Annotated in this window: 18 protein-coding genes and 1 other RNA gene; 15 read left to right on the top strand and 4 right to left on the bottom strand. The window is 65.6% G+C overall.

Annotated elements, in window-relative coordinates:
• Window positions 1–12: 12 nt before the first annotated feature.
• From IVA87_RS25170 to IVA87_RS25155, 4 genes are all read left to right on the top strand, one after another.
• On the top strand, window positions 13–1,599 hold the full coding sequence (locus IVA87_RS25170; RefSeq protein ID WP_247335545.1) for a DHA2 family efflux MFS transporter permease subunit: 1,587 nt from the start codon (window positions 13–15) through the stop codon (window positions 1,597–1,599).
• Entirely contained in the window at window positions 1,596–2,117 is a 522-nt protein-coding gene (locus IVA87_RS25165) for a hypothetical protein (protein ID WP_247335544.1), read from the top strand. The genes IVA87_RS25170 and IVA87_RS25165 overlap by 4 nt, the downstream gene beginning before the upstream one ends.
• 72 nt (window positions 2,118–2,189) lie before the next feature.
• Window positions 2,190–3,989, top strand: a complete 1,800-nt coding sequence (locus IVA87_RS25160) for an ABC transporter ATP-binding protein (protein ID WP_247335543.1) — start codon at window positions 2,190–2,192, stop codon at window positions 3,987–3,989.
• Between the two features lie 53 nt (window positions 3,990–4,042).
• Entirely contained in the window at window positions 4,043–5,449 is a 1,407-nt protein-coding gene (locus IVA87_RS25155) for an MATE family efflux transporter (protein ID WP_247335542.1), read from the top strand.
• A gap of 48 nt (window positions 5,450–5,497) precedes the next feature.
• Here the strand turns inward: IVA87_RS25155 and IVA87_RS25150 are convergent, their stop codons facing one another.
• Entirely contained in the window at window positions 5,498–6,241 is a 744-nt protein-coding gene (locus IVA87_RS25150) for a sulfite exporter TauE/SafE family protein (RefSeq protein WP_247335541.1), read from the bottom strand.
• A 237-nt stretch (window positions 6,242–6,478) separates the two neighbouring features.
• On the opposite strand from IVA87_RS25150, the gene IVA87_RS25145 reads away from it, so the two are divergent.
• The gene (locus IVA87_RS25145) at window positions 6,479–6,745 is read left to right on the top strand and encodes a hypothetical protein (protein ID WP_247335540.1); all 267 of its coding nucleotides are present in this window, start codon (window positions 6,479–6,481) and stop codon (window positions 6,743–6,745) included.
• Window positions 6,746–6,752: 7 nt separating this feature from the next.
• On the opposite strand, the gene IVA87_RS25140 is transcribed toward IVA87_RS25145, so the two are convergent.
• The gene (locus IVA87_RS25140) at window positions 6,753–8,123 is read right to left on the bottom strand and encodes a PLP-dependent aminotransferase family protein (protein WP_247335539.1); all 1,371 of its coding nucleotides are present in this window, start codon (window positions 8,121–8,123) and stop codon (window positions 6,753–6,755) included.
• Between the two features lie 79 nt (window positions 8,124–8,202).
• Here IVA87_RS25140 and IVA87_RS25135 point away from each other — a divergent pair, with 79 nt between their 5' ends.
• On the top strand, window positions 8,203–8,631 hold the full coding sequence (locus tag IVA87_RS25135) for a DUF983 domain-containing protein (protein ID WP_247335537.1): 429 nt from the start codon (window positions 8,203–8,205) through the stop codon (window positions 8,629–8,631).
• Between the two features lie 239 nt (window positions 8,632–8,870).
• Here IVA87_RS25135 and rnpB read toward each other — a convergent pair.
• An RNA gene (gene rnpB, locus IVA87_RS25130) (RNase P RNA component class A) lies at window positions 8,871–9,301 on the bottom strand.
• Window positions 9,302–9,450: 149 nt separating this feature from the next.
• On the opposite strand from rnpB, the gene IVA87_RS25125 reads away from it, so the two are divergent.
• Both IVA87_RS25125 and IVA87_RS25120 read left to right on the top strand, forming a co-directional pair.
• Window positions 9,451–9,804 (top strand): YciI family protein, encoded by a 354-nt coding sequence (locus tag IVA87_RS25125; RefSeq protein WP_247335535.1) that lies wholly within the window; start codon window positions 9,451–9,453, stop codon window positions 9,802–9,804.
• Window positions 9,805–9,936: 132 nt separating this feature from the next.
• Window positions 9,937–11,172: an RNA polymerase sigma factor gene (locus IVA87_RS25120; protein ID WP_247335612.1), complete on the top strand. Its 1,236-nt coding sequence runs from the start codon at window positions 9,937–9,939 to the stop codon at window positions 11,170–11,172.
• Window positions 11,173–11,271: 99 nt separating this feature from the next.
• On the opposite strand, the gene IVA87_RS25115 is transcribed toward IVA87_RS25120, so the two are convergent.
• Window positions 11,272–12,135 carry an N-acetylmuramoyl-L-alanine amidase gene (locus tag IVA87_RS25115; protein ID WP_247306832.1) on the bottom strand — a complete coding sequence of 288 codons (864 nt, stop codon included), beginning with the start codon at window positions 12,133–12,135 and terminating at the stop codon, window positions 11,272–11,274.
• A gap of 444 nt (window positions 12,136–12,579) precedes the next feature.
• Here IVA87_RS25115 and rsmH point away from each other — a divergent pair, with 444 nt between their 5' ends.
• The 7 genes from rsmH to murD all read left to right on the top strand — a co-directional run bounded on the left by rsmH (window position 12,580) and on the right by murD (window position 21,314).
• Window positions 12,580–13,569 carry a 16S rRNA (cytosine(1402)-N(4))-methyltransferase RsmH gene (gene rsmH / locus IVA87_RS25110; protein WP_247335534.1) on the top strand — a complete coding sequence of 330 codons (990 nt, stop codon included), beginning with the start codon at window positions 12,580–12,582 and terminating at the stop codon, window positions 13,567–13,569.
• Between the two features lie 3 nt (window positions 13,570–13,572).
• Window positions 13,573–13,965 carry a hypothetical protein gene (locus tag IVA87_RS25105; protein ID WP_247335533.1) on the top strand — a complete coding sequence of 131 codons (393 nt, stop codon included), beginning with the start codon at window positions 13,573–13,575 and terminating at the stop codon, window positions 13,963–13,965.
• Window positions 13,962–15,716 carry a penicillin-binding protein 2 gene (locus IVA87_RS25100; RefSeq protein WP_247335532.1) on the top strand — a complete coding sequence of 585 codons (1,755 nt, stop codon included), beginning with the start codon at window positions 13,962–13,964 and terminating at the stop codon, window positions 15,714–15,716. Before IVA87_RS25105 ends, IVA87_RS25100 begins: the two co-directional genes overlap by 4 nt.
• A gap of 83 nt (window positions 15,717–15,799) precedes the next feature.
• On the top strand, window positions 15,800–17,257 hold the full coding sequence (locus tag IVA87_RS25095; protein ID WP_247335531.1) for a UDP-N-acetylmuramoyl-L-alanyl-D-glutamate--2,6-diaminopimelate ligase: 1,458 nt from the start codon (window positions 15,800–15,802) through the stop codon (window positions 17,255–17,257).
• Entirely contained in the window at window positions 17,254–18,633 is a 1,380-nt protein-coding gene (gene murF / locus IVA87_RS25090; protein WP_247335530.1) for a UDP-N-acetylmuramoyl-tripeptide--D-alanyl-D-alanine ligase, read from the top strand. The genes IVA87_RS25095 and murF overlap by 4 nt, the downstream gene beginning before the upstream one ends.
• A 169-nt stretch (window positions 18,634–18,802) precedes the next feature.
• The gene (gene mraY, locus IVA87_RS25085; RefSeq protein WP_247306744.1) at window positions 18,803–19,906 is read left to right on the top strand and encodes a phospho-N-acetylmuramoyl-pentapeptide-transferase; all 1,104 of its coding nucleotides are present in this window, start codon (window positions 18,803–18,805) and stop codon (window positions 19,904–19,906) included.
• A 7-nt stretch (window positions 19,907–19,913) separates the two neighbouring features.
• Window positions 19,914–21,314, top strand: coding sequence for a UDP-N-acetylmuramoyl-L-alanine--D-glutamate ligase (murD, locus tag IVA87_RS25080; protein WP_247335529.1), 1,401 nt, complete (start codon window positions 19,914–19,916; stop codon window positions 21,312–21,314).
• Window positions 21,315–21,428 lie beyond the last annotated feature (114 nt).

Genomic DNA, 21,428 nt, shown 5'->3' with positions numbered 1-21,428 from the left:
CAGAGCTGACAAATGGCCGACACCTCCACCGCTTCACCTGCCATGATGGCGGCACCGGCTTCCGAGCGTATCGCGCCGAAGCGGCTGTTTGCCTTCATCATCATGGTGTTCGGGATGTTCATGTCGATCCTGGACATCCAGATCGTCTCGGCCTCCTTGAGTGAGATTCAGGCCGGATTGTCGGCAAGCTCCAGCGAAGTCTCCTGGGTCCAGACCGCCTATCTGATAGCCGAGGTCATCGCCATTCCGCTCTCGGGATTCCTGTCGCGCGCCTTTGGCACGCGGCTGTTGTTCGCGATCTCGGCCGCCGGCTTCACCGCCTCGAGCCTGCTCTGCGGCTTTGCCAGCACCATCGAGGAGATGATCCTTTGGCGCGCGCTCCAGGGATTCCTCGGCGCCGGGATGATCCCGACGGTATTCGCCTCGGCCTATACCGTGTTCCCGCGCTCGAAATTCCACATCGTCGGCCCCATCATCGGGCTTGTTGCGACCCTCGCACCCACGATCGGACCGACGGTCGGCGGTTACATCACCGACGCGATGTCCTGGCACTGGCTGTTCTACATCAACGTTCTGCCTGGCATCGGCATCACCGTCGGCGTGCTGGCGCTGGTCGATTTCGACGAGCCGCATCTCGAACTGCTCGACCGCTTCGACTGGTGGGGCCTGTTGTTCATGGCCGGCTTTCTCGGCACGCTCGAATACGTGCTGGAGGAAGGCCCGCAATATGAATGGATGCAGGAAACCTCGGTCGCGATCTGCGCCTGGATCTGCGCGGTCTCGGGAGTCGCCTTCTTCTGGCGCGTCTTCACCGCGGCCGAGCCGATCGTGAACTTGCGCACCTTCTCGGACCGCAATTTCGCCGTCGGCTGCACGCTGCAGTTCTGCATCGGGATCGGGCTCTATGGCCTGACCTATATCTATCCGCGCTATCTCGCCGAAGTGCGCGGCTACAGCGCGTTGATGATCGGCGACACCATGTTCGTCTCCGGCATCACCATGTTCCTGGTCGCGCCGCTGGTCGGCCGGCTCATGGCGAAGGTCGACATGCGCTACATGATCGCGTTCGGTCTTGTCGTGTTCGCGCTCGGCTCCTACCAGATGACCTGGATGACGCGAGACTATGATTTCTATGAACTGCTGGTGCCGCAGATCCTGCGCGGCATCGGCATGATGTTCGCGATGGTGCCGACCAACAACGTCGCCCTCGGTACGCTGGCACCCGAGAAGGTGAAGAACGCGAGTGGCGTGTTCAACCTGATGCGCAATCTCGGCGGCGCGCTCGGCCTCGCCGTCATCAACACCGTGCTCAACGATCGCACCGACCTCCACATCACCCGCCTCCAGGAGCGCGTGACGTGGGGCAATGCGACCGCGACCGAAACCCTGACCATGTTCATGCAGAAGTTTCAAGGGCTTGGCGATGCCACGCTGATGGCCATGAAGCAGCTCTCCCAGCTGGTTCATCGCCAGGCCGTGGTGATGAGCTTTGGCGACGCCTTCTTCGTGCTGACGCTGTTCTATCTCGCGCTCAGCGTCCTGGTCGCGCTGCTGAAGAAGCCGCCTTCGCCGTTTGGCGCCAGCGGCGACGCGCATTGACGCAACTCCACCTGTTCGGTGTCATCGTCGGGCTTGCCGTCTTCGCTGAAGCTTCGCCGGCCCAACACCGAATGCCCGGCGAAGCCGTTGGCGGAGCCGGGACCGGACGCTCCAGTATTCCAGAGGCAAGCGTTGCAGAGCTCGCTCTCGCACCACACTTGCCGCGGCGTACTGGATGGCCGGTCAAGCCGGGGCATGACGGCGGAGATTGGGGTGGGCAGCGCGCAACCAGCGATGCGGACGGGGTCGCGAACCAAATTGCAACACTCGTGCGTGATCTCGCGCGAGCCCCGTTGCAAAGCGCTTGCGACACATCTATAAAGCGCACCTCATTCAATCGAGCCGGGAGGGATTTGCATGATTTCGACGCATTCGCAGATCGCACGCCCGCGCTCGATATTCTGGCTCGGTATGTGCTCGGCCTCATAGAGGCTCTTTCCGCCAGCCTCGATTGGGCCAAGATTTCGACCAAGCGCCCCGATCGCTCCGCTTCCCAAGTCAAAGTCAGTTTTGAGTGACGCCGTCTCGGCCTTCGCGGCCGGTCTGTGTCCATCGATGGAGCCGGCCCGCGCGTGCGGCCGGATGATGTCATGACCGCTCTGTCTAAAAAGCCCGCCGCAATTCGCGTGGTGCTGCCCTTCGTGTTCCGCCACTGGCTGAAGCAGCCGGGGCGCGGCCTCGTTGTGGCCGCCGGCGTCTTGGGCGCGACTCTCGCCGACCTGTTCATGCCGGTGTTCTCAGGGCATCTGGTCGATGCGCTGACGCGCGGCCCGTCCGACCCGGACGCGCGCCACGCGGCGCTCACGGCGTTCGGCGCCATCGTGGCGCTGGGCGCGGCCTCGATGGTGTTGCGGCTCGTCGGCCTCCAGGCGATCGTGCCGTTCACGCTGACGACCATGTCCGAAGTCGCGCAGGACGCGTTCACGCGCGTGCAGCGCTTCTCGACCGACTGGCACGCGAACTCCTTTGCCGGCTCCACGGTGCGCAAGATCACCCGTGGCATGTGGGCGCTCGACCTGCTCAACGACACCATTCTGCTCGCGCTTCTGCCTTCGCTGGTCGTGCTGATCGGGTCGATGGTCCTGCTCGGCGTGCACTGGGCCTCGCTCGGCCTGGTGATCGCGCTCGGGGCGGTCGTCTACGTCACCATCACGGTGGTGTTCTCGACCCGCTACATCGCGCCGGCAGCCCGCGTCTCCAATGCCTGGGACACCAAGGTCGGAGGCACGCTGGCGGACGCGCTGACCTGCAACGCCGTGGTGAAGTCGTTTGGTGCCGAAGCGCGCGAGGATGCGCGGCTCGCGCGCGTCATCAACCGTTGGCGCGTGCGCGTGCGGCGGACCTGGCTTCGCTACAATTACACGGCGATGTCGCAGCTTTCCTTGCTGCTGTGCCTGCGCGCCTCCGTGATCGGCGGCTCGGTGCTGCTGTGGATGTCAGGTCATGCCACGCCCGGCGACGTCACGTATGTGCTGACGAGCTATTACGTCATCCACGCCTATTTGCGCGACGTTGGCATGCACATCAACAACCTCCAGCGCTCGGTCAACGACATGGACGAGCTGGTGGCGATCCACGACGAGCCGATCGGCATTGCGGATGCTTCCGATGCGCGTCCGATCGCGATCGAGGGCGGCGAGATCGTGTTCGACGACGTCACGTTCCATTATGGCGGCCACCGCGCGCCGCTCTATGACGGCCTGTCGGTGACGATCCGCGCCGGCGAGCGTGTCGGCCTCGTCGGCCGTTCCGGCTCCGGCAAGACGACCTTCGTCAAGCTGGTGCAGCGGCTTTACGACGTCACCAGTGGCTGCGTGCTGATCGACGGGCAGGACATCGCGCGCGCCACGCAGCAATCGCTGCGCAGCCAGATCGCGCTCGTGCAGCAGGAGCCGATCCTGTTCCACCGCTCGCTCGCCGAAAACATCGCCTATGGCCGGCCGGGCGCCAGCCTGGAGGCGATCGAGCAGGCGGCGCGGCTTGCGAACGCGCACGACTTCATTCTGCGCCTGCCCAAGGGCTACGGCACGCTGGTCGGCGAGCGCGGCGTGAAGTTGTCGGGCGGCGAGCGGCAGCGCGTGGCGCTGGCGCGCGCCTTCCTGGCGGATGCGCCGGTGCTGATCCTGGACGAGGCGACGTCGAGCCTGGATTCGGAGTCGGAGGCGCTGATCCAACAGGCGATGGAGCGGCTGATGAAGGGCCGCACCTCGATCGTGATTGCGCACCGGCTGTCCACCGTGAAAAGCCTCGATCGCATCCTGGTGTTCGATCGCGGCGAGATCGTCGAGCAGGGCACGCATGCCGTGCTCGCGGGCAAGCGAGGGGGCATCTATCGCGGCCTGTTCGAACGTCAGGTGGTGGAGCTCGGACACATCGCAGCAGCGGAATGAGGCGCGCGGCGGCGGGGCGAAGTCCCGACGCCACGCCGCCGGAGGTGAATGACATGAAAGACCTGACGAACGGCCCGATCGTGAGACACATCCTGGCCATGGCACCGCCGATCATGGTGGGCATGATCACGATTATGCTCTGCCAGCTGGTCGATCTCTACTTCGTCTCGGGATTGGGCGATGCTGCCGTCGCGGGTGTCGCCGCGGCCGGCAATGCCGGATTTCTCGTCAACGCGCTGATGCAGGTGCTCGGCGTCGGCACGGTGGCGCTGATCGCGCACGCCGTGGGACGCAAGGATCGGCAGGATGCCAATCTGATCTTCAACCAGGCGATCGCGCTGTCGGTGCTGTTCGGCCTGCTGACCCTGGCCGCGGGCGCAGCCTTGTCGCGTCTCTACATGCACTCGATCGCCGCGGATCAGGCCACGATCGAGGCGGGGACCATCTATCTTTTGTGGTTCATGCCCGCGCTCGCGCTGCAGTTTGCCACTCAGGTGATGGCGTCTGCGCTGCGCGCGACCGGCATCGTCCGTCCTGCCATGCTGGTGCAGGCGCTCGCGGTGGTCATCAATATCGCGATGGCGCCGGTGCTGATCGCGGGCTGGGGCACGGGCTATCCGCTCGGCGTTGCCGGCGCTGGGCTGGCGAGCTCGATCGCGGTAGCGATCGGCGTTCTGATGCTGCTGGCGTACTTCCGCCAGGTCGAGCGCTACGTCGCGTTCAACGCGGCGCAGTGGCGCCCGCAGCCGCGCCATTTGAAGCGCATTCTCAATCTCGGTCTGCCGGCCGGCGGCGAGTTCGCGATGATGTTCATCTTCATGGCCGTGGTCTATTACGTGCTGCGCGATTTCGGTGCGGCGGCGCAGGCGGGATTCGGTATCGGGCAGCGGGTGCTCGGCCTGATCCAGATGCCGGCGCTTGCGGTCGCACTCGCGGCCGGGCCGATCGCCGGCCAGAACGTCGGCGCCGCAAACGGCGCGCGCGTGCGGGAGACCTTCGCCAAGACGGCGCTAATCACCACAGCCGTGATGATCGGCTTCATGATCCTTGCGCAAGCGAAGCCGGAGTTGCTGCTCGCCGGATTCTCCAACGACCGGGAGGCGATGGAGATCGCCTTCCTGTTCCTGCGGATCATCTCGCTCAACATGGTGGCGCAGGGCCTGATCTTCACCTGCTCGAGCATGTTCCAGGGCCTCGGCAATACCAAACCGGTGCTCTTGAGCTCGGCGACGCGCGTGTTCACCTATTCCTTGCCGGCGATCTGGCTGTCGACGCGGCCGGGCTTCCGCATGGAGCACGTGTGGTACTTGTCGATCGCTGCGACGACGCTCCAGGCCGCGCTGAGCTTGTGGTTGTTACGCCGCGAGTTCGAAAGGCGCCTGGCGCCGCTCCGGCAGGTCGGGGCTCCCGGGCCGATCGAAGCTGAGCCTGTCGCACCTCCCGCGCGTGCGCCTGCGTAGCGGCAGTCACCTCCCCAGCGGCGCCGGATAATTTGCGGCGCCGTGGGGCTAATATGCGCCAACACTGTTCCAGACGAGGCCGAGGCCGGACAGGAACAGAAGGCCGAGCACGACATCGCCAAAATGCTTGTCGCTCAACGCGTGATAGACGCGTGCGCCGGCCCATGCGCCGATCAGCGTGCCCGGAAAGGCGACCAGCGCGAGCCAAACCACTTTGAAGGCGACGAGGCCCGACGCGGTCTGCAACGCCAGCGCGGTCGCGAGCACCGTGAAATTGAAGAGCTGGAAGATGCCACGCCGCTCGTGCTTGTTCCAGCCGCGGATGTTGGCCCACAGGATCGGCAGCGGCCCCGACAATCCGGCGAGGCCGCCAAGAATGCCGCCGGCAACGCCAATCGCGCCGTCGGCGATCCTGCCGCCGAATTTGATCGCGAGCGACCTCGTGTTCAGATACAGCGCGCTCGAGAAGATCAGAAGCAGCACACCGACGCTCAGCTTGAAAACTTTTGGATCGGCCGAGGCCACCATCATCGTTCCCAGCGGCACGCCGACCAGCCCCCCGATCAGGAACGGCCAGACCAGCGAGAGGTCAAAACTCTTCCACATCGACGGCAGCGTCGAGGTCTGGGCGATTACCGAGCAGATCAGCACCAACGGCACCGCAAGCGATGGCGGCAGGACGTAGAGCCAGATGCCGAGCGCCATCAGCGCCGTGCCGAAGCCGGCCAGTCCCGAGACGAAGCCGCCGGCCAGCGCGCCGAACAACAACAGGACGTAGGTGAGCGTTTCCAACGGATCATCCTTGTTGCAATGGGCGATCCCGAACTGTTGATCACCAGCGCCCGCATAGCACGCTTGCTGCCGTGCCGGTCAATCCGTGCTGCACGCAAGCGTGATCTGCAGCCTTCGGGCTTTCGCGAAAGACACGCCTACATGACGGTCGTACTTCAGTACTTCAATCCGGCGGCCCGTCCGACGCCATCGTGCGCTCCGTTCGGTCAGTCCCATACAAGATGATGGAGAATGACGATGACCCGCATGAACATTGCCGTTGCGGCCGCGCTGATGTCGGCGGCGGCCTTGATGCCGACAATAGCGCAGGCGCAGCTTTCCGAACCTGCGGCCTATCAGGCCGCCCATCCCGACCGCGACGTGCTGAATGGCGGCCAGCTCACGCCGGCGGCGCGCGCTGCGCTCGGCCAGCAGGGCATCCCGCGCGACGCCTATGCATCGCAGGCCTATCCGTCACCCGGTGTGCCTGCGCCTCGCGCGCGTCATCGCCGTCAGCATCGATAGGTTTACGCTAGACGATCTGCCTGGTGTCGGTCGGCTTGTGCAGCGCGCTGACCAGGATGCGCAGCGCCTCGGTCAATTCCGCCCTGTTGCGCGCTGCGCCCAGCGAGACTCGCGCCGCATGCGGCGGCATCCCATCGACGCTGAAGGCTTCGCCGGCCACCAGTGCGAGTCCATTCCGCAAGAGATGCCCCGCGACATCGGACCGGCCCTCCGGCAGCCTCAGCCAGAGATGATGGGCGGCGGGCCTGGCCAGGAACTGAAATCCTTTCAGCGCGCGCTGCGCGAGCTGCTGGCGGCCAACCGCCTCGTCGCGGATGGCGGCGATGATGCGATCGGCAATGCCGGTCTCGATCCAATGCGTCACCAGCGCCACCATCAGCGGCGCCGGCATCTGCACGGTGGCCTGCAAATGGCTGCGCATCGTCTGCTGTGCATCGTTGTTGGGCGTCAGCAGATAGGCGACGCGGAGGGCCGGCGCGATGCATTTTGACAGCGTGGTGACGAGATAGGTCCGCTCCGGAATGAGGCTCGCGATCGGCGATGCCGAACGGTCGAGCAGCCCGTAGGCATCGTCCTCGATCAGTGTCGTACCGGCATCGTGAATGATCTTTGCGATCGCGCTGCGCCGCTCTGGGGAGAGCGTCGCCGTGGTCGGATTGTGCAGCGTCGGAATGAGATAGACGGCTTTCGGCCTGTGGGTGCGGCAAGCGTCTGCCAGCGCGTCGGGCAGGATGCCGCCGTCATCCATGGCGACGCCGACGAGCTTGATACCAAGCCGCGCCGCGGCGGCCTTGATGCCCGGAAAGGTGAGCGCTTCGGTCAGCACGATGTCGCCGGGCCGCGCGAGATGGCTGAGCAGGTTGAACAGGATCGTCTGCGCGCCGGGAAAGATCACGAGCTTGTCGGCATGCGCATGCGCAACGCGGGCGCGCATCCAGCGTGCTGCAACTTCGCGCTCATGCGCGCTGCCGCCGGGCGGCTGGTAGTTGAGATGGGCCGTCAGGCCCGATTGCGCGCGGATGGCTTCCATTCCGGCGATGATGCGCTCGTCGAGCTGTGCCTCCAGCGGCTGTGGCGGCACGTTCATCGAGAGGTCGATCGCGACTGGGTGGGGCAGGTCGACCGCGCGGCGCGCGCTGGTCTCCGACACGAACGAGCCCTGTCCGACCCGGGCCTCCATGATGCCGCGGCGCCGCGCCTCGGTGTAGGCGCGCGTCACCGTGGTGAGGTCGATGCCGAGCGCTTTTGCGAGCGCGCGCTGCGTCGGCAATTGCTGGCCGCGCACCAGCCGGCCCGCGGCGATGTCGGCCTCCATGGCCTCGACGATACGCTGGTAGCGCGGGCCGGAAAGCTCGGAGATTGTAGGGGTCCAATCCATGCAATTTAGGTCCATATCCTTTGAATGTATGGATGCAATATATTATTGTATGGATCGTTGAAAGGGAAGAGGTGTGGTCATGGCGACGGTCTCTCTGGCGAAGGCGATGTGGCGCGGTTTCACCGGCAAATGTCCGAATTGCGGGGAAGGGCACATGTTCGGCCGCTTCCTGAAAGTGGCTGACGCTTGCGACCATTGCGGCGAGGAGCTGTTTCACCAGCGCGCAGACGACTTTCCGGCCTATCTGGTGATGGTCGTGGTCGGCCATCTCGTGGTGCCGGCGATCCTTGCGGTCGAGACCGCCTATGCGCCGCCGGAGTGGCTGCAACTCGCGGTGTGGCTGCCGGTGACGCTGTTCGCGTCGCTCGCATTACTGCAACCGACCAAGGGCGCCATCGTCGGGCTGCAATGGCAGCTCGGCATGCACGGTTTCGAGCCGAAGAAGCTGCGGCGCGAAGGCAATGCGCTTGCACCGGCGCTGGTGAGGGCGGACACGCGCGGGGCCTAAAGCGGCCGCAGCGTTTACATCGCGCATTCGTGCGCCGGAGGCGCTGATGGGCGTGCTGGAGAAAATCGTGGCGTAATTCTCGCCGTTATTCCGGGGCTCGCGAAGCGAGAGCCCGGAATCCATTCATCCATCAACTCCGCGGCTCCATGGATTCCGGGCTCGTGCTGCGCACGCCCCGGAATGACAATGGCCAAAATGGTGAGGGGCTCGGCGCGTTGGCGCCGAACCCCTCGTTGCAAGATATCAGCCGGCCTGTAAGCCGGGTTCTGTAAGGCACCGCCCGCTTGCGCGAACGGTACGTGACGGCCATTCCTCTGGGGTCATGTTTGCACATGGCCTCGAGCAACCTACCCGGACGGCGGGCCTGACATCGCCCCGCGGCGTTATCGCTTGCGCGAACAGCCCGCTGCGCCGTCCCTATTCGGTTTTGCTCCCGGTGGGGTTTGCCATGCCGGCTCCGTTGCCGGAGCCGCGGTGCGCTCTTACCGCACCTTTTCACCCTTACCGCGCCGAAGCCCCGAAGGGGCGAAGGCGGGCGGTTCGTTCTCTGTGGCACTTTCCCTGGGGTTACCCCCGCCGGACGTTATCCGGCACCGCATGTCAAGGGAGCCCGGACTTTCCTCCCCGGCGGCCTTTCGGCCCCTGCCGGAGCGGCCGTCCGGCCGACTGACGGTTTAGGCATGGAGCATTTGTGACGGTTCCGTCAAGCCGATATCGCCGCGCATGCGGGCTTCAAATAATTTATCCTGAAGGTGTCGTTTGGTGCGTGCCCCGTTCGACTGGATGTCGGCAACACAGCCGAACCACAGGAGTGAAGCAATGCAGTATCTGCTGATGATCTACCAGAACGAGGTCGAGTACGCCAAGAACGATGCGGCGACCAGCCAGAAGATACTGGCGGAATATCAGGCCTTCACGCAGTCCATCATCCAGAGCGGCAACTTCAAGGCCGGCGACCGCTTGCAGCCGACGACGACGGCAACGACCGTGCGCGTGCGCGATGGCAAAACGCTGACGACCGACGGCCCGTTCGCGGAGACGCGCGAGCAGCTCGGCGGTTACTATCTGGTCGAAGCCAAGGATTTGAATGCCGCGATCGAGATTGCGGCGCGGATTCCCTCCGCGCGCATCGGATCGATCGAGGTGCGGCCGATCTGGGTCTATGACAAGTGAATGATCTCACCCTCGTCATTCCAGGATGCGCCGCAAGGCGCAGGCCCGGAATCCATAACCACGATCGGGATTATGGATTCCGGGCTCGTCGCGGGCGCGACGCCCGGCAATGACGTTGGAGGTGGTGATCGCATGACCCCTTCCGAGATCGAAGCCATTTTTCGTGACGAGGCGGGGCGGGCGCTGGCCACGCTGATCCGCCTCGTCGGCGATTTCGATCTCGCTGAGGATGCGCTCCAGGATGCCTTTGCCGTCGCGCTGGAACGCTGGCGGGCATGCGAGATCCCCGACAATCCGCGCGCCTGGCTGGTCAATGTCGCGCGCAACAAGGCGATCGACCGCATTCGCCGCCAAGCCGTGTTTCGCGGCAAGCAACAAGCGCTGGTGCATGAGCTCGAGCTGAATGCGCAAGCGCCTGACGAGCCGCCGGCCGTGCTCGACGACGACATGCTCAGGTTGATCTTCACCTGCTGCCATCCCGCGTTCGCAACCGAAGTCCAGGTTGCGCTGACGCTACGCACCGTCTGCGGGCTCTCCACCGCGCAGGTCGCGCGCGCCTTTCTCGTCAGCGAGGAGGCAATGGCGCAGCGCCTCGTTCGCGCCAAGCAGAAGATCCGCCTCGCCGGTATTCCTTACGAAGTGCCCGAGCGCGACGCGCTGGCGCTGCGGCTCGACGGCGTGCTCGCCGTGATCTATCTCGTCTTCACCGAAGGCTACGTCGCGACGTCGGGTACGGACCTGATGCGGCCCGATTTCGCCGCCGAGGCCATCCGGCTCGGCCGCCTGCTGGACCGGTTGATGCCGGATCGCGCCGGCGTCAAGGGCCTGCTGGCCTTGATGCTGCTGCACGACGCGCGCCGCGCCGGGCGCCAGACACCGGCCGGCGATATCGTGCTGCTCGAACAGCAGGATCGCGCGCTGTGGGACCGCGCGCAGATCGATGAAGGGCTGCGGTTGGTCGATGACGCGCTGCGCGTGCCGGGCCGGCCGCAACCCTATGCCGTGCAAGCCGCAATCGCGGCGTTGCATGCTCGCGCGACCAGCTTTGCGCAGACCGATTGGCCGCAGATTGCGGGGCTCTATGAGGTCCTGCTGCGCATCAACCCGTCACCGGTGATCGAGCTGAACCATGCCGCGGCGGTGTCGATGGTCGATGGACCTTCACGTGCGCTCGCTCTCGTCGATGCGATCACCGCCCGCGGCGGGCTCGCTGGCTACGAGCTGTTGCCCGCCGTGCGCGCCGATCTGCTGCGGCGGCTTGGCCGCAAGGAGGAGGCGCGCGAAGCTTATCGCGCGGCGACGGAGGCGACGCAGCTGGAGCCGCTGCGGCGGCTGTACGCGCGAAGGATCAAGGAGATGGGTAACTAAATTTAGCACCGTCGTTCCGGGGCGATGCGAAGCATCGAACCCCGGAACCTCGAGATTTCGGGTCCGCACCTCGTGCGCCCCGGAATGACGGCTACGCCGTCACTTCGACGCGACCGCCGGCCCCTCGACGGGCAAGCTCGCCAGCAGCGCCTGCAATGTCGACAGCGTCGAATGATCGGCGATGCCATCCAGCCGCGCCGGGCGGAAGTGGCGCTGGAAGGCGGTGACGACTTCCATTGTCGCGGCGTCGTATTTGCCGGTCAGCGGCACGCCATAGCCGTACCGGGCGAGCGCCTGCTGCATGCTCAGCACGGCGTCGCTGATGGTGCCGAGCATCAGGCTCTCGCCGCGAACGACCGGGGCGGGCGTCACCCAATGGCCAACGCCGGAATTGGCCAGCGAATGCCACGGAAATTTTTCGCCGGGATCCTTCTTGCGCGCGGGTGCGACGTCGGAATGGCCAAGCACCCGGTGCGGCGGCACCTTGCGGCGGAGCATGATGCCGCGGCACAGCGCGATCACGGCGGCGATCTGGCGCAGCGGATACTCCGGATAGCCCCAGTCATGGCCCCGATTGATGATCTCGATGCCGATCGAGCAGGAGTTGATGTCGTCCTCGCCAGCCCAGGACGAGACGCCGGCGTGCCAGGCGCGCCTGGCCTCGGGCACGCATTGCACGATGCGGCCGTCCTCCAGCACGACGTAGTGCGCCGACACGTCGGTCCCTGCCGTGCACAGCCGCGCGAGGGCACCCTCGACATCGGGCATGCCGGTGTAGTGCAGCACGATCATATCGGGCTGCCGTCCCTTGGCGCGCTCGCCATGGTTCGGCGAGGGGATGATGTCGGAGACGATTGAGGAATCCGGATCGAACGTCCGCATGCCCGCCGCGGCTTTGGGAACCGGGAGAACGCGTTGACGCTTCGAATCAGCTCCAGACGGCGTGGACGAACCGGACGGCATGGACAGCTCGAGTTGGACGAGAGTGTGGGCCAAGCCCTTCTCTTTACTATTCCTTTACCCTTCGGCCGCGCGCAATCGCGCGACGCGGTTAACGGATGCATTTTGGCGCGTGTGTGTGGATGAAGCATCACCACGGCGTCACCTTTTCGACTTGTCGCGAGCCGATCAACGCTTTCTTAACGCTAGGGGCCGTTACTGAGAGATGAAGAGCCGACCCGCGTCCGGAGGCGGCCAAAGCGTATTTTGGCTCGAAATCCCATGGCTGCCCGACAAATTCCACTGGGAACACTGGGTTTGCGGCCCGGGACAACCGGGCTTGGGAACCATGCTAGACGGGGGCTTTGTCGTGGAACCGCCGCGACGCAGAATCATTCGAGGCGTCATGGGCTGCTTCGTCCCCAATCTGGCACCGATGCCAGGCTGGGTGTTCGGCAGGCGTGGCGCATGAGCTCGGCTCCGCACATTCCCGTTCTCGGCCGCGAGGCCGTTGACCATCTCGCCCCGCGCGCGGGCGGCATCTATGTCGACGCCACCTTCGGCGCCGGCGGCTATAGCCGTGCCATCCTCGATGTGCCGGGAACCCGGCTCATTGCCATTGACCGTGACCGCACTGCGATCGCTGGCGGTGCCGAACTCGTCGAACGCTCCGCGGGCCGGCTCACGCTGGTCGAAGACCGCTTCTCCAACCTCGCCGAAGTCTGCGCGGGGCAGGGCGTCGAGGCGATCGACGGCGTCGTGATGGATGTCGGCGTGTCCTCGATGCAGCTCGATCAGGCAGGCCGCGGCTTCTCCTTCCGTCTCGACGGACCGCTCGACATGCGGATGGGGCAGGCGGGGCCGACCGCGGCAGACGTCGTCGCCCGCGCTTCCGAAGGCGATCTCGCCGACATCATCTATCTCTTCGGCGAGGAGCGGCATTCGCGGCGCATCGCCCGCGCCATCGTGGCCGACCGGCAGGTGACGCCGTTCACGACCACGCGCGCGCTCGCTGATCTCGTCGGCAGGGTCGTGCGCTCGAAGCCCGGGGACATTCACCCGGCGACGCGGACGTTCCAGGCGCTGCGCATCTTCGTCAACGAAGAGCTCGAGGAACTTCAGACGGCGCTCGCTGCGGCCGAGCGCGTGCTCAAGCCCGGCGGCCGCCTCGTCGTAGTCTCGTTCCATTCGCTGGAAGACCGCATCGTCAAGAATTTTCTCGCCTCACGTTCCAAGAGCGGCGGCGGTTCGCGGCATCTGCCAGAGATGGCGCAAGCCGCGCCGAGCTTCCAGCTGCTGACGCGGCGGCCGATCGTCGCCGGTGAGGACGAAGTTGCGCTCAACCCACGTGCGCGCTCCGCAAAGCTGCGCGCCGCCGAGCGTACCTCGGCGCCCGCGCATCATGATGGCGAGCCATCGTCCTGGCCAAGACTCTCCGACGTCATGAGGGGCGGCTAGCGCATGCGCTTCATCCACCTCCTCGTCATCGGCGCGCTGATCTTCGCGGCAGCCCATGTCTACCGGATCAAGATGGACTCCACCGCGCGTACCGAGAAGGTGCTGCGCCTGCATGCGGAGATCCGGGAGCAACGCGATGCGATCGCCTCGCTGCGCGCTGAATGGGCCAAGCTCGATGCGCCCCTGCGCCTGCAAGGACTGTCCGACCGGCATCTATCGCTGAAGCCGGTCAACGGCACGCAATATGACTCGCTGAAGAACCTGCCGGAGCGCCCGCCGCGGATGTTCAGGCCGGGCGAGCCCGACCCGATCGGAGCGATGCTCAAGACTATCGAAGCCGCGAGCGATCCCGACACTGTGACGGGCTCCGTGCCTCAGCCGGAGGACAACCAATGAGCGCTCCGATCCCGGCAAAACCCACAGAAAAGCCCACCGAGCCCTGGCGGCAGCGGCTGATCCGCAGCCTGCTCTACGGGCGCAACGTCGATCGCGCCGCGAAGGCGCGCGCGCGCGTTGGCCTGGCGATGCTCGCCTTCGCCTCGGTCTACGCCCTGATCGGCGGCCGCCTCGTGATGTTCGCGATCGGGGCCGACGCTCACGGTGCCCGCCGCGCCGCGGCGCAGGAGGTGGTCGCAACCGCGCGGCCCGACATCGTCGACCGCAACGGCGCGATCCTGGCAACCGACGTCAAGGCGGCGAGCCTGTTCGGCGAGCCGCGCCGCATCATCGACAAGGACGAGGCGATCGAGCTTCTGACCGCCACCATCCCCGATCTTGACGAGGCCGAGGTGCGCGAGCGCCTGAAGACGCGCAAGGGCTTCGTTTGGCTCAAACGTGAGGTCACGCCGAAGCAGCAGCAGGACATCCACAAGCTCGGCATTCCCGGCATCGGCTTCCTGCGCGAGAACAAGCGCGTCTACCCGACCGGCAACGAGGTCGCCCACCTGATCGGTCTCGTCAATATCGATAACCAGGGCATCGCTGGTCTCGAGAAGTGGCTCGACAACCAGGGGCTCGCCGATCTCCACCGCGCCGGCTTTGCCACCGACCGGCTGCAAAAGCCGATCGAGCTCTCGGTCGATCTGCGCGTCGAGCATGCGCTCCGCGACGAACTGTTGAAGGCCAAGGACAAGTTCCACGCCAAGGCCGCCTCCGGCATCGTCTCCAACGTCAAGACCGGCGAGATCGTGGCGATGGTCTCCCTGCCGGACTTCGATCCCAACAACCCGAAGGAAGCGCACGACCCCGACCGCATCAATCGCCTGACCACCGGCGTCTACGAGATGGGCTCGACGTTCAAGGCGTTCACGCTGGCGATGGCGCTCGATTCCGGCAAGATCAATCTGAACTCGTCGTGGGATGCGCGCGGAAACCTGCACTACGGCAAGTTCACCATCCACGACAGCCACCCGCTCGGGCGCTTCATCAACACCAAGGAAGTGTTCACTTACTCGTCGAACATCGGCGCGGCACGGATCGCGCTCAACCAGGGCGTCGAGGCGCATAAGGCGTTTCTCGCCAAGATGGGCCAGTTGACGCGGCTGCGTACCGAGCTGCCGGAGAGCGCGGCGCCGCTGATCCCGCGCCGGTGGAGTGAGCTGAACACGGTCACGGCCGCCTTCGGCCAGGGCCTCTCGGTGGCACCGCTCCAGGCGGTGATGGGCATCAATGCATTGGTGAACGGCGGTTATCTCATTCCGCCGACCTTCATGAAGCGCAGCGAAGCGGAAGCGGCGGCGCTGGCCAAGCGCGTGATCAAGCAGGACACCAGCGACAAGATGCGGTATCTGATGCGGCTCAACGCCGAGATCGGTACCGCCAAGACTGCCGACATCAAGGGCTATTACGTCGGCGGCAAGACCGGCACGTCCGAGAAGGTCATCAACGGCCGCTACGCCAAGAAGCGTGTGCTCAACTCGTTCACCGCCATCCTGCCCTGCGACGATCCGAAATATCACGTCCTGATTATGCTCGACGAGCCGCAGGCGATTCCTGAAACGAAGGGTTTCATCACCTCGGGCTGGAACACGGTGCCGACCGGCGGCAAGGTGATCGAGCGGATCGCGCCGCTTCTGGGCGTCGAGCCGCGGTTCGATCTGCCGCCTGCGGACCGCCTTATTCTTGCAGCATCCAGGACAACCCAGTAATCAACCGGGTAGGCCATTGCCGCTGCTGAGTCGGGCTTTTCCGACGATTCGGCCTTCCGGCACGGCGTGTCGACTGGAAGACCATGAAGCTGCGCGAATTGTTAGGCAATGATGTCATAATCGAGCCCGCTGCCGCGGCGCTCGATGTGACCGGCCTTGCCCTCGACAGCCGGCAGGTCAGGCCGGGCGATCTCTTCTTCGCACTTGCGGGCAGCAAGACGGACGGTGCGCGCTTCGTCGATGCTGCGGTTGCGGCCGGCGCGGTGGCCGTCGTCGGCGACCATGCGCCTGATGGCCGCAAGGTGCCGTTCGTGACGGTCGCCAACCCCCGTCGTGCGCTGGCGCTGGCTGCAGCAAAATTCTTCCCTGCGCAGCCTTCGACAATTGCCGCGGTCACCGGTACCAGCGGCAAGACCTCGGTTGCGGCGTTCACGCGCCAGATCTGGGAGCGGCTGGGGCATGCCTCCGCCAGCATCGGCACCATCGGTCTCGTCTCGCCCAAGCACACCGTCTACGGCTCGCTGACGACGCCGGATCCGATCGCGCTGCACCGGCAGATCGACGATATCGCGCGCGACGGCGTCACGCATCTCGCCTTCGAGGCGTCCTCGCACGGGCTCGACCAGTACCGCCTCGACGGCGTGCGCGTCTCGGCCGCCGGCTTCACCAATCTCTCGCGCGACCACATGGATTACCACCCGACCGTCGCGCATTACCTTGCGGCCAAGCTCAGGCTGTTCCGCGAGTTGGTCGCCCCTGACGGCGCGGCTGTGATCTCGGCCGATCATGATTGCTCGGCGGACGTCCTCGACGCAGCGAAGGCACGCGGCCTGCGCGTGATGGCGGTCGGCCGCAACGGGGACGGTGCAAGCGAGGGCATTCGTCTCGCGGGTGCCGAGGTCGAGGGCTTTTCGCAAGTGCTCGCGATCGAGCATCGCGGCAAGCGTTACGTGGTCCGTCTCCCGCTGGTCGGCGAGTTCCAGATCGAGAATGCGCTGGTGTCGGCCGGCCTCGCCATCGGCACAGGCAGCGATGCCGCCGATGTGTTCGCGAGCCTCGAACATCTCGAAGGCGCCAAGGGCCGTCTCGAACGGGTCGGCGAGCGCAACGGCGCACCGATCTTCGTCGACTATGCGCACAAGCCCGATGCGCTGGCGAAAGCTTTGCAGGCGCTCCGTCCCTACGCCAGGCGCAAGCTGGTTGTCGTGTTCGGCGCCGGTGGCGACCGCGATGCCGGCAAGCGGCCGATCATGGGCGAAATCGCGGCCGAGAACGCCGACGGCATCATCATCACCGATGACAATCCGCGCAGCGAGAAGCCGGAAGCGATCCGCGCGGCGATCCTCGCCACCGCGAAGGGCGCCCGCGAAATCGGCGACCGCACTGCTGCGATCCGCGCGGCGATCGAGGACTTGCAGGAGGGCGACGCGCTGCTCATCGCCGGCAAGGGCCACGAGACCGGACAGATCGTCGGCGGCGAGGTGCTGCCCTTCAGTGATCACGAGGCGGTCGCCGCCGCACTAGCATCGAGGGTTGCATGAGCGCGCCGATATGGACGGTTGCCGAGGTGGCGCGTGCGCTGGGCGTCGGCGGATCGTTCCCGGATACGCCGATCGAGTTCGTCACCCAGGACAGCCGCCTGGTGAAGCCGGGCAGCCTGTTCGTCGCGCTGAGCGGAACACCGAGCGGCGGCTTCGTCTCCGCCTTCGCCAGCGCGCGTGACGGCTGGGAGTTCGCGGACAAGGCGGAAGCTTCCGGAGCGGTCGCGATGATCGTGCCGCACGAGATCGCGGGCATCCGCATCCCCCAGATCGTCGTCAAGGACACATTGATCGATGGCCTCTGGGGCCTCGCGCGCGCCGCACGCACGCGCTTTCGTGGTGCGGTGATCGGGCTGACCGGCAGCGCCGGCAAGACCAGCACCAAGGAGTTTCTGGCCGCTTACCCCAACGCCTATGCCAGCCCCTCGAGCTTCAACAATTTCTGGGGCGTGCCGCTGACGCTGTGCAATGCGAGGCGAGATGCCAGCGTCTGGGTCGTCGAGATGGGCATGAACCAGCCCGGCGAGATCGCGCGGCTCAGCGAGTTGACCCGGCCGACGGTCGCGCTCGTCGTCAACGTCCAGCCGGTGCATCTGGAAAAGCTCGGCTCGCTCGAAGCCATCAGGCGCGAGAAGGTGTCGATCGTACGTGGCCTGCCCGAGGACGGCATGCTGGTGTTGCCCGCCGGGATCAAGGCGCCGGAATGGAAGGGCAAGGTGGTGCGCTTTGGTGAGCATGCCGAGGTGCATGAGGTCGCGCACGCCCCGCACGGCGAGAGCTGGCAGGTCGTCGCCAGGCTCGGCAAGAAGGAGATCGCCTTCAGTCTGACGCCGGGCGCGCCGCACCGCGTGCAGAATGCGTTGGCCGCGCTCGCCGCGATCCGCGCAGCGAACCTCGATGCGGCGACGCTCGCGATCAAGCTCGATCGGGTCGGCATCATGACCGGCCGCGGCGTCGAGCAGGCGGTCGGCGGTATCACCGTGATCGACGACAGTTTCAACGGCAATCCGGCCAGCGTCGCAGCTGCGCTGCAAAGCTTGCAGGCGCGCAACGCGACCGGCGGCCGTCGCATTGCGGTGCTCGGCGACATGCTGGAGCTGGGCGCTGACGCGCCAACCTACCACACCGGCCTCGCCAAGTATCTCGAAGGCATCGATGGCGTCTATTGTGTCGGCCCCTTGATGCGCCACCTCTTCGACGTGCTGCCATCAGGCAAGGGCCTCGGCTGGCACGACGATCCCGCCACGCTGAAGCCGGACGCGGTTGCGAGCTTGCTGAAGGCAGGCGACGTCGTGGTTGTCAAGGGCAGCAAGAAGATGTTCTGGGTCAACAAGTTTGTGCCGGGCCTGGTGGCTGCCTTGCAGGCAAAGGCGTAAACTGCTTGGAAGGCGCTGCTCCCGAATCCCGCCCTTTGCGGCGCAAAACCGTGCGTTTCCCTGAGGTCGCGACCGATCCGATGATGAAAACCAGCGAATGCGCGTGAGCACGTTGAGGCCAACAACAAAGCCAAGGCCGCGTGTGCAAAGGCGTCATAGGACCGTCTGAATGTTTTACTGGCTGATCGAGCTCTCCAACACATTTCCGGGATTCGGTGCGTTCCGCACCTTCCTGAACGTCTTCCGCTACATCACCTTCCGCACCGGCGGCGCCATCGTCACGGGCGCGCTGTTCGTGTTCCTGTTCGGTCCCTGGATCATCGATCATTTGCGCATCCGTCAGGGTAAGGGCCAGCCGATCCGCAGCGACGGTCCGCAATCGCACCTCGCCAAGAAGGGCACGCCGACCATGGGCGGGCTGATGATCCTGTCCGGCCTCACGGTCGGCACGGTACTATGGGCCAATCCGCTCAATCCCTACGTCTGGATCGTGCTGGCGGTGACGCTCGGCTTCGGCTTCGTCGGTTTCTATGACGATTACCTCAAGGTGACCAAGCAGACCACGAGCGGGTTCGGCAGCAAGCTTCGCCTATTGATCGAGGCCGTGATCGCGCTGGTCGCCTGCTACGCGCTGGTGCGGCTCAACCGCGATCCGGCGTCGACCGCGCTGACGATTCCGTTCCTGAAAGACACCGTGCTGCATTTCGGCTGGTTCTTCGTCGTGTTCGGCGCCTTCGTCATTGTCGGTGCCGGCAATGCCGTGAACCTCACCGACGGCCTCGACGGGCTTGCCATCGTGCCGGTGATGATCGCGACCGCGAGCTTTGCGATGATCGCCTATCTCGCCGGCAACGCCGTGTTCGCCGAATATCTCCAGATCAAATATGTCGCCGGAACCGGCGAGCTCGCGGTGCTCTGCGGCGCATTGCTGGGCGCCGGTCTCGGCTTCCTCTGGTTCAACGCACCGCCGGCCTCGATCTTCATGGGCGACACCGGCTCGCTCGCGCTCGGCGGCATGCTCGGCGCCATCGCGGTGGCGGTGAAGCACGAGATCGTGCTCGCGGTGATCGGTGGCCTGTTCGTGCTGGAGGCGGTCTCCGTCATCGTGCAGGTGGTCTCGTTCAAGCTCACGGGAAAACGCATCTTCAGGATGGCGCCGATCCATCACCATTTCGAGCAGCTCGGCTGGACCGAGCCGCAGATCGTGATCCGCTTCTGGATCATCTCGGTGATGCTGGCGCTCGCCGGCCTGTCGACGCTGAAGCTGCGGTGATCGATCGATGATTCCGGTCACGTCCTTTGCCGGCAAGACTGTCGCTGTTTTCGGCCTCGGCGGTTCGGGGCTCGCCTCCTGCCATGCGTTGAAAGCCGGTGGCGCCGAGGTGATCGCCGCCGACGACAATGCCGAGAACATCGCCAAGGCGGCGCAAGCCGGTTTCGTTACCGCGGATTTGCGCAACATCTCGTGGGCGAGTTTTGCCGCATTGGTGCTCGCGCCCGGCGTGCCGCTGACCCATCCGGTGCCGCATTGGAGCGTCTTGAAGGCGCGCGAGGCCGGCATTGAGGTGATCGGCGACATCGAGCTGTTCTGCCGCGAGCGGCGCCGCCACGCGCCGGATGCCCCGTTCGTCGCCATCACCGGCACCAATGGCAAGTCGACCACGACGGCGCTGATCGCGCACCTGACGAAAGTGGCCGGCTACGACACTCAGATGGGCGGCAATATCGGCACCGCGATCCTGTCGCTGGAGCCGCCGCGCATGGGCCGCGTCCACGTCGTCGAGATGTCGTCCTACCAGATCGACCTCACACCCTCGCTCGATCCTTCCGTCGGCATCCTGCTCAATGTCAGCGAGGACCACATCGACCGGCACGGCACGATTGCGCATTACGCAGCGGTGAAGGAGCGTCTCGTCGCCGGTGTGCAGGCGGGCGGCACCGCGATCGTCGGCGTCGACGATGGTTTTTGCCGCGACATCGCCGACCGGCTCGACCGCGCCGGCAAGAACGTGGTGCGCATCTCCGTCAAGAACCCGCTGGCGAGCGGCATCCATGTCGAGCACGGGAATATCGTGCGCACCTCGGGTGGCGCCCGCAGCGAAGTCGCTGCGCTCGGCGGTATCGGGGCGCTGCGTGGCCAGCACAATGCGCAGAACGCGGCCTGCGCCGCGGCCGCCGCGCTCGCGATGGGCATCAATCTTGATGTGCTCCAGAACGGCCTGCGCAGCTTTCCCGGCCTTGCGCATCGCATGGAGCAGGTCGGCCGCCGCGGTAACGTGCTGTTCGTCAACGACTCCAAAGGAACCAACGCCGACGCCACCGCGCATGCGTTGTCGTCCTTCGCCGACATCTTCTGGATCGCCGGCGGCAAGCCGAAGGCGGGTGGCATCACCGGCCTGACCTCCTTCTTCCCGCGTATTCGCAAGGCCTATTTGATCGGCGACGCCGCGCAGGAATTCTCCGGCACGCTGGGCCGCGAGGTTGCGCACGAGATCAGCCAGACGCTGGACGTCGCGGTCGAGCATGCCGCGCGCGATGCGGAAGCCTCAGGGCTCACCGACGCGGTCGTGCTGCTGTCGCCCGCCTGCGCTTCCTTCGACCAGTACCGCAATTTCGAGATCCGCGGCACCAAGTTCCGCGAGCTGGTGCAGGCGCTGCCGGGCGTGAGGCCGGTGATGTAGGGCGTTCTCCTCCCGCAACTCCGTTGTTGTCGCCCGGCTTGCCGTCTTCGCTAACGCTTCGAAGACGGCAAGCCGGGCATGACAGTGAGTTGTGTGGCGGCAGTGGGGATCATC

Source organism: Bradyrhizobium sp. 147 (assembly GCF_023073935.1).
Classification (GTDB): Bacteria; Pseudomonadota; Alphaproteobacteria; order Rhizobiales; family Xanthobacteraceae; genus Bradyrhizobium.
This window is presented reverse-complemented; position numbering and strand designations above follow the sequence as displayed.

Coding starts and splice junctions, on each gene's coding strand:
- IVA87_RS25170 (WP_247335545.1), top strand. CDS start 13: ATGGCCGACACCTCCACCGCTTCACCTGCCATGATGGCGGCACCGGCT.
- IVA87_RS25160 (WP_247335543.1), top strand. CDS start 2,190: ATGACCGCTCTGTCTAAAAAGCCCGCCGCAATTCGCGTGGTGCTGCCC.
- IVA87_RS25155 (WP_247335542.1), top strand. CDS start 4,043: ATGAAAGACCTGACGAACGGCCCGATCGTGAGACACATCCTGGCCATG.
- IVA87_RS25145 (WP_247335540.1), top strand. CDS start 6,479: ATGACCCGCATGAACATTGCCGTTGCGGCCGCGCTGATGTCGGCGGCG.
- IVA87_RS25140 (WP_247335539.1), bottom strand. CDS start 8,123: ATGGATTGGACCCCTACAATCTCCGAGCTTTCCGGCCCGCGCTACCAG.
- IVA87_RS25135 (WP_247335537.1), top strand. CDS start 8,203: ATGGCGACGGTCTCTCTGGCGAAGGCGATGTGGCGCGGTTTCACCGGC.
- IVA87_RS25125 (WP_247335535.1), top strand. CDS start 9,451: ATGCAGTATCTGCTGATGATCTACCAGAACGAGGTCGAGTACGCCAAG.
- IVA87_RS25120 (WP_247335612.1), top strand. CDS start 9,937: ATGACCCCTTCCGAGATCGAAGCCATTTTTCGTGACGAGGCGGGGCGG.
- IVA87_RS25115 (WP_247306832.1), bottom strand. CDS start 12,135: ATGCCGTCCGGTTCGTCCACGCCGTCTGGAGCTGATTCGAAGCGTCAA.
- rsmH (WP_247335534.1), top strand. CDS start 12,580: ATGAGCTCGGCTCCGCACATTCCCGTTCTCGGCCGCGAGGCCGTTGAC.
- IVA87_RS25105 (WP_247335533.1), top strand. CDS start 13,573: ATGCGCTTCATCCACCTCCTCGTCATCGGCGCGCTGATCTTCGCGGCA.
- IVA87_RS25100 (WP_247335532.1), top strand. CDS start 13,962: ATGAGCGCTCCGATCCCGGCAAAACCCACAGAAAAGCCCACCGAGCCC.
- IVA87_RS25095 (WP_247335531.1), top strand. CDS start 15,800: ATGAAGCTGCGCGAATTGTTAGGCAATGATGTCATAATCGAGCCCGCT.
- murF (WP_247335530.1), top strand. CDS start 17,254: ATGAGCGCGCCGATATGGACGGTTGCCGAGGTGGCGCGTGCGCTGGGC.
- mraY (WP_247306744.1), top strand. CDS start 18,803: ATGTTTTACTGGCTGATCGAGCTCTCCAACACATTTCCGGGATTCGGT.
- murD (WP_247335529.1), top strand. CDS start 19,914: ATGATTCCGGTCACGTCCTTTGCCGGCAAGACTGTCGCTGTTTTCGGC.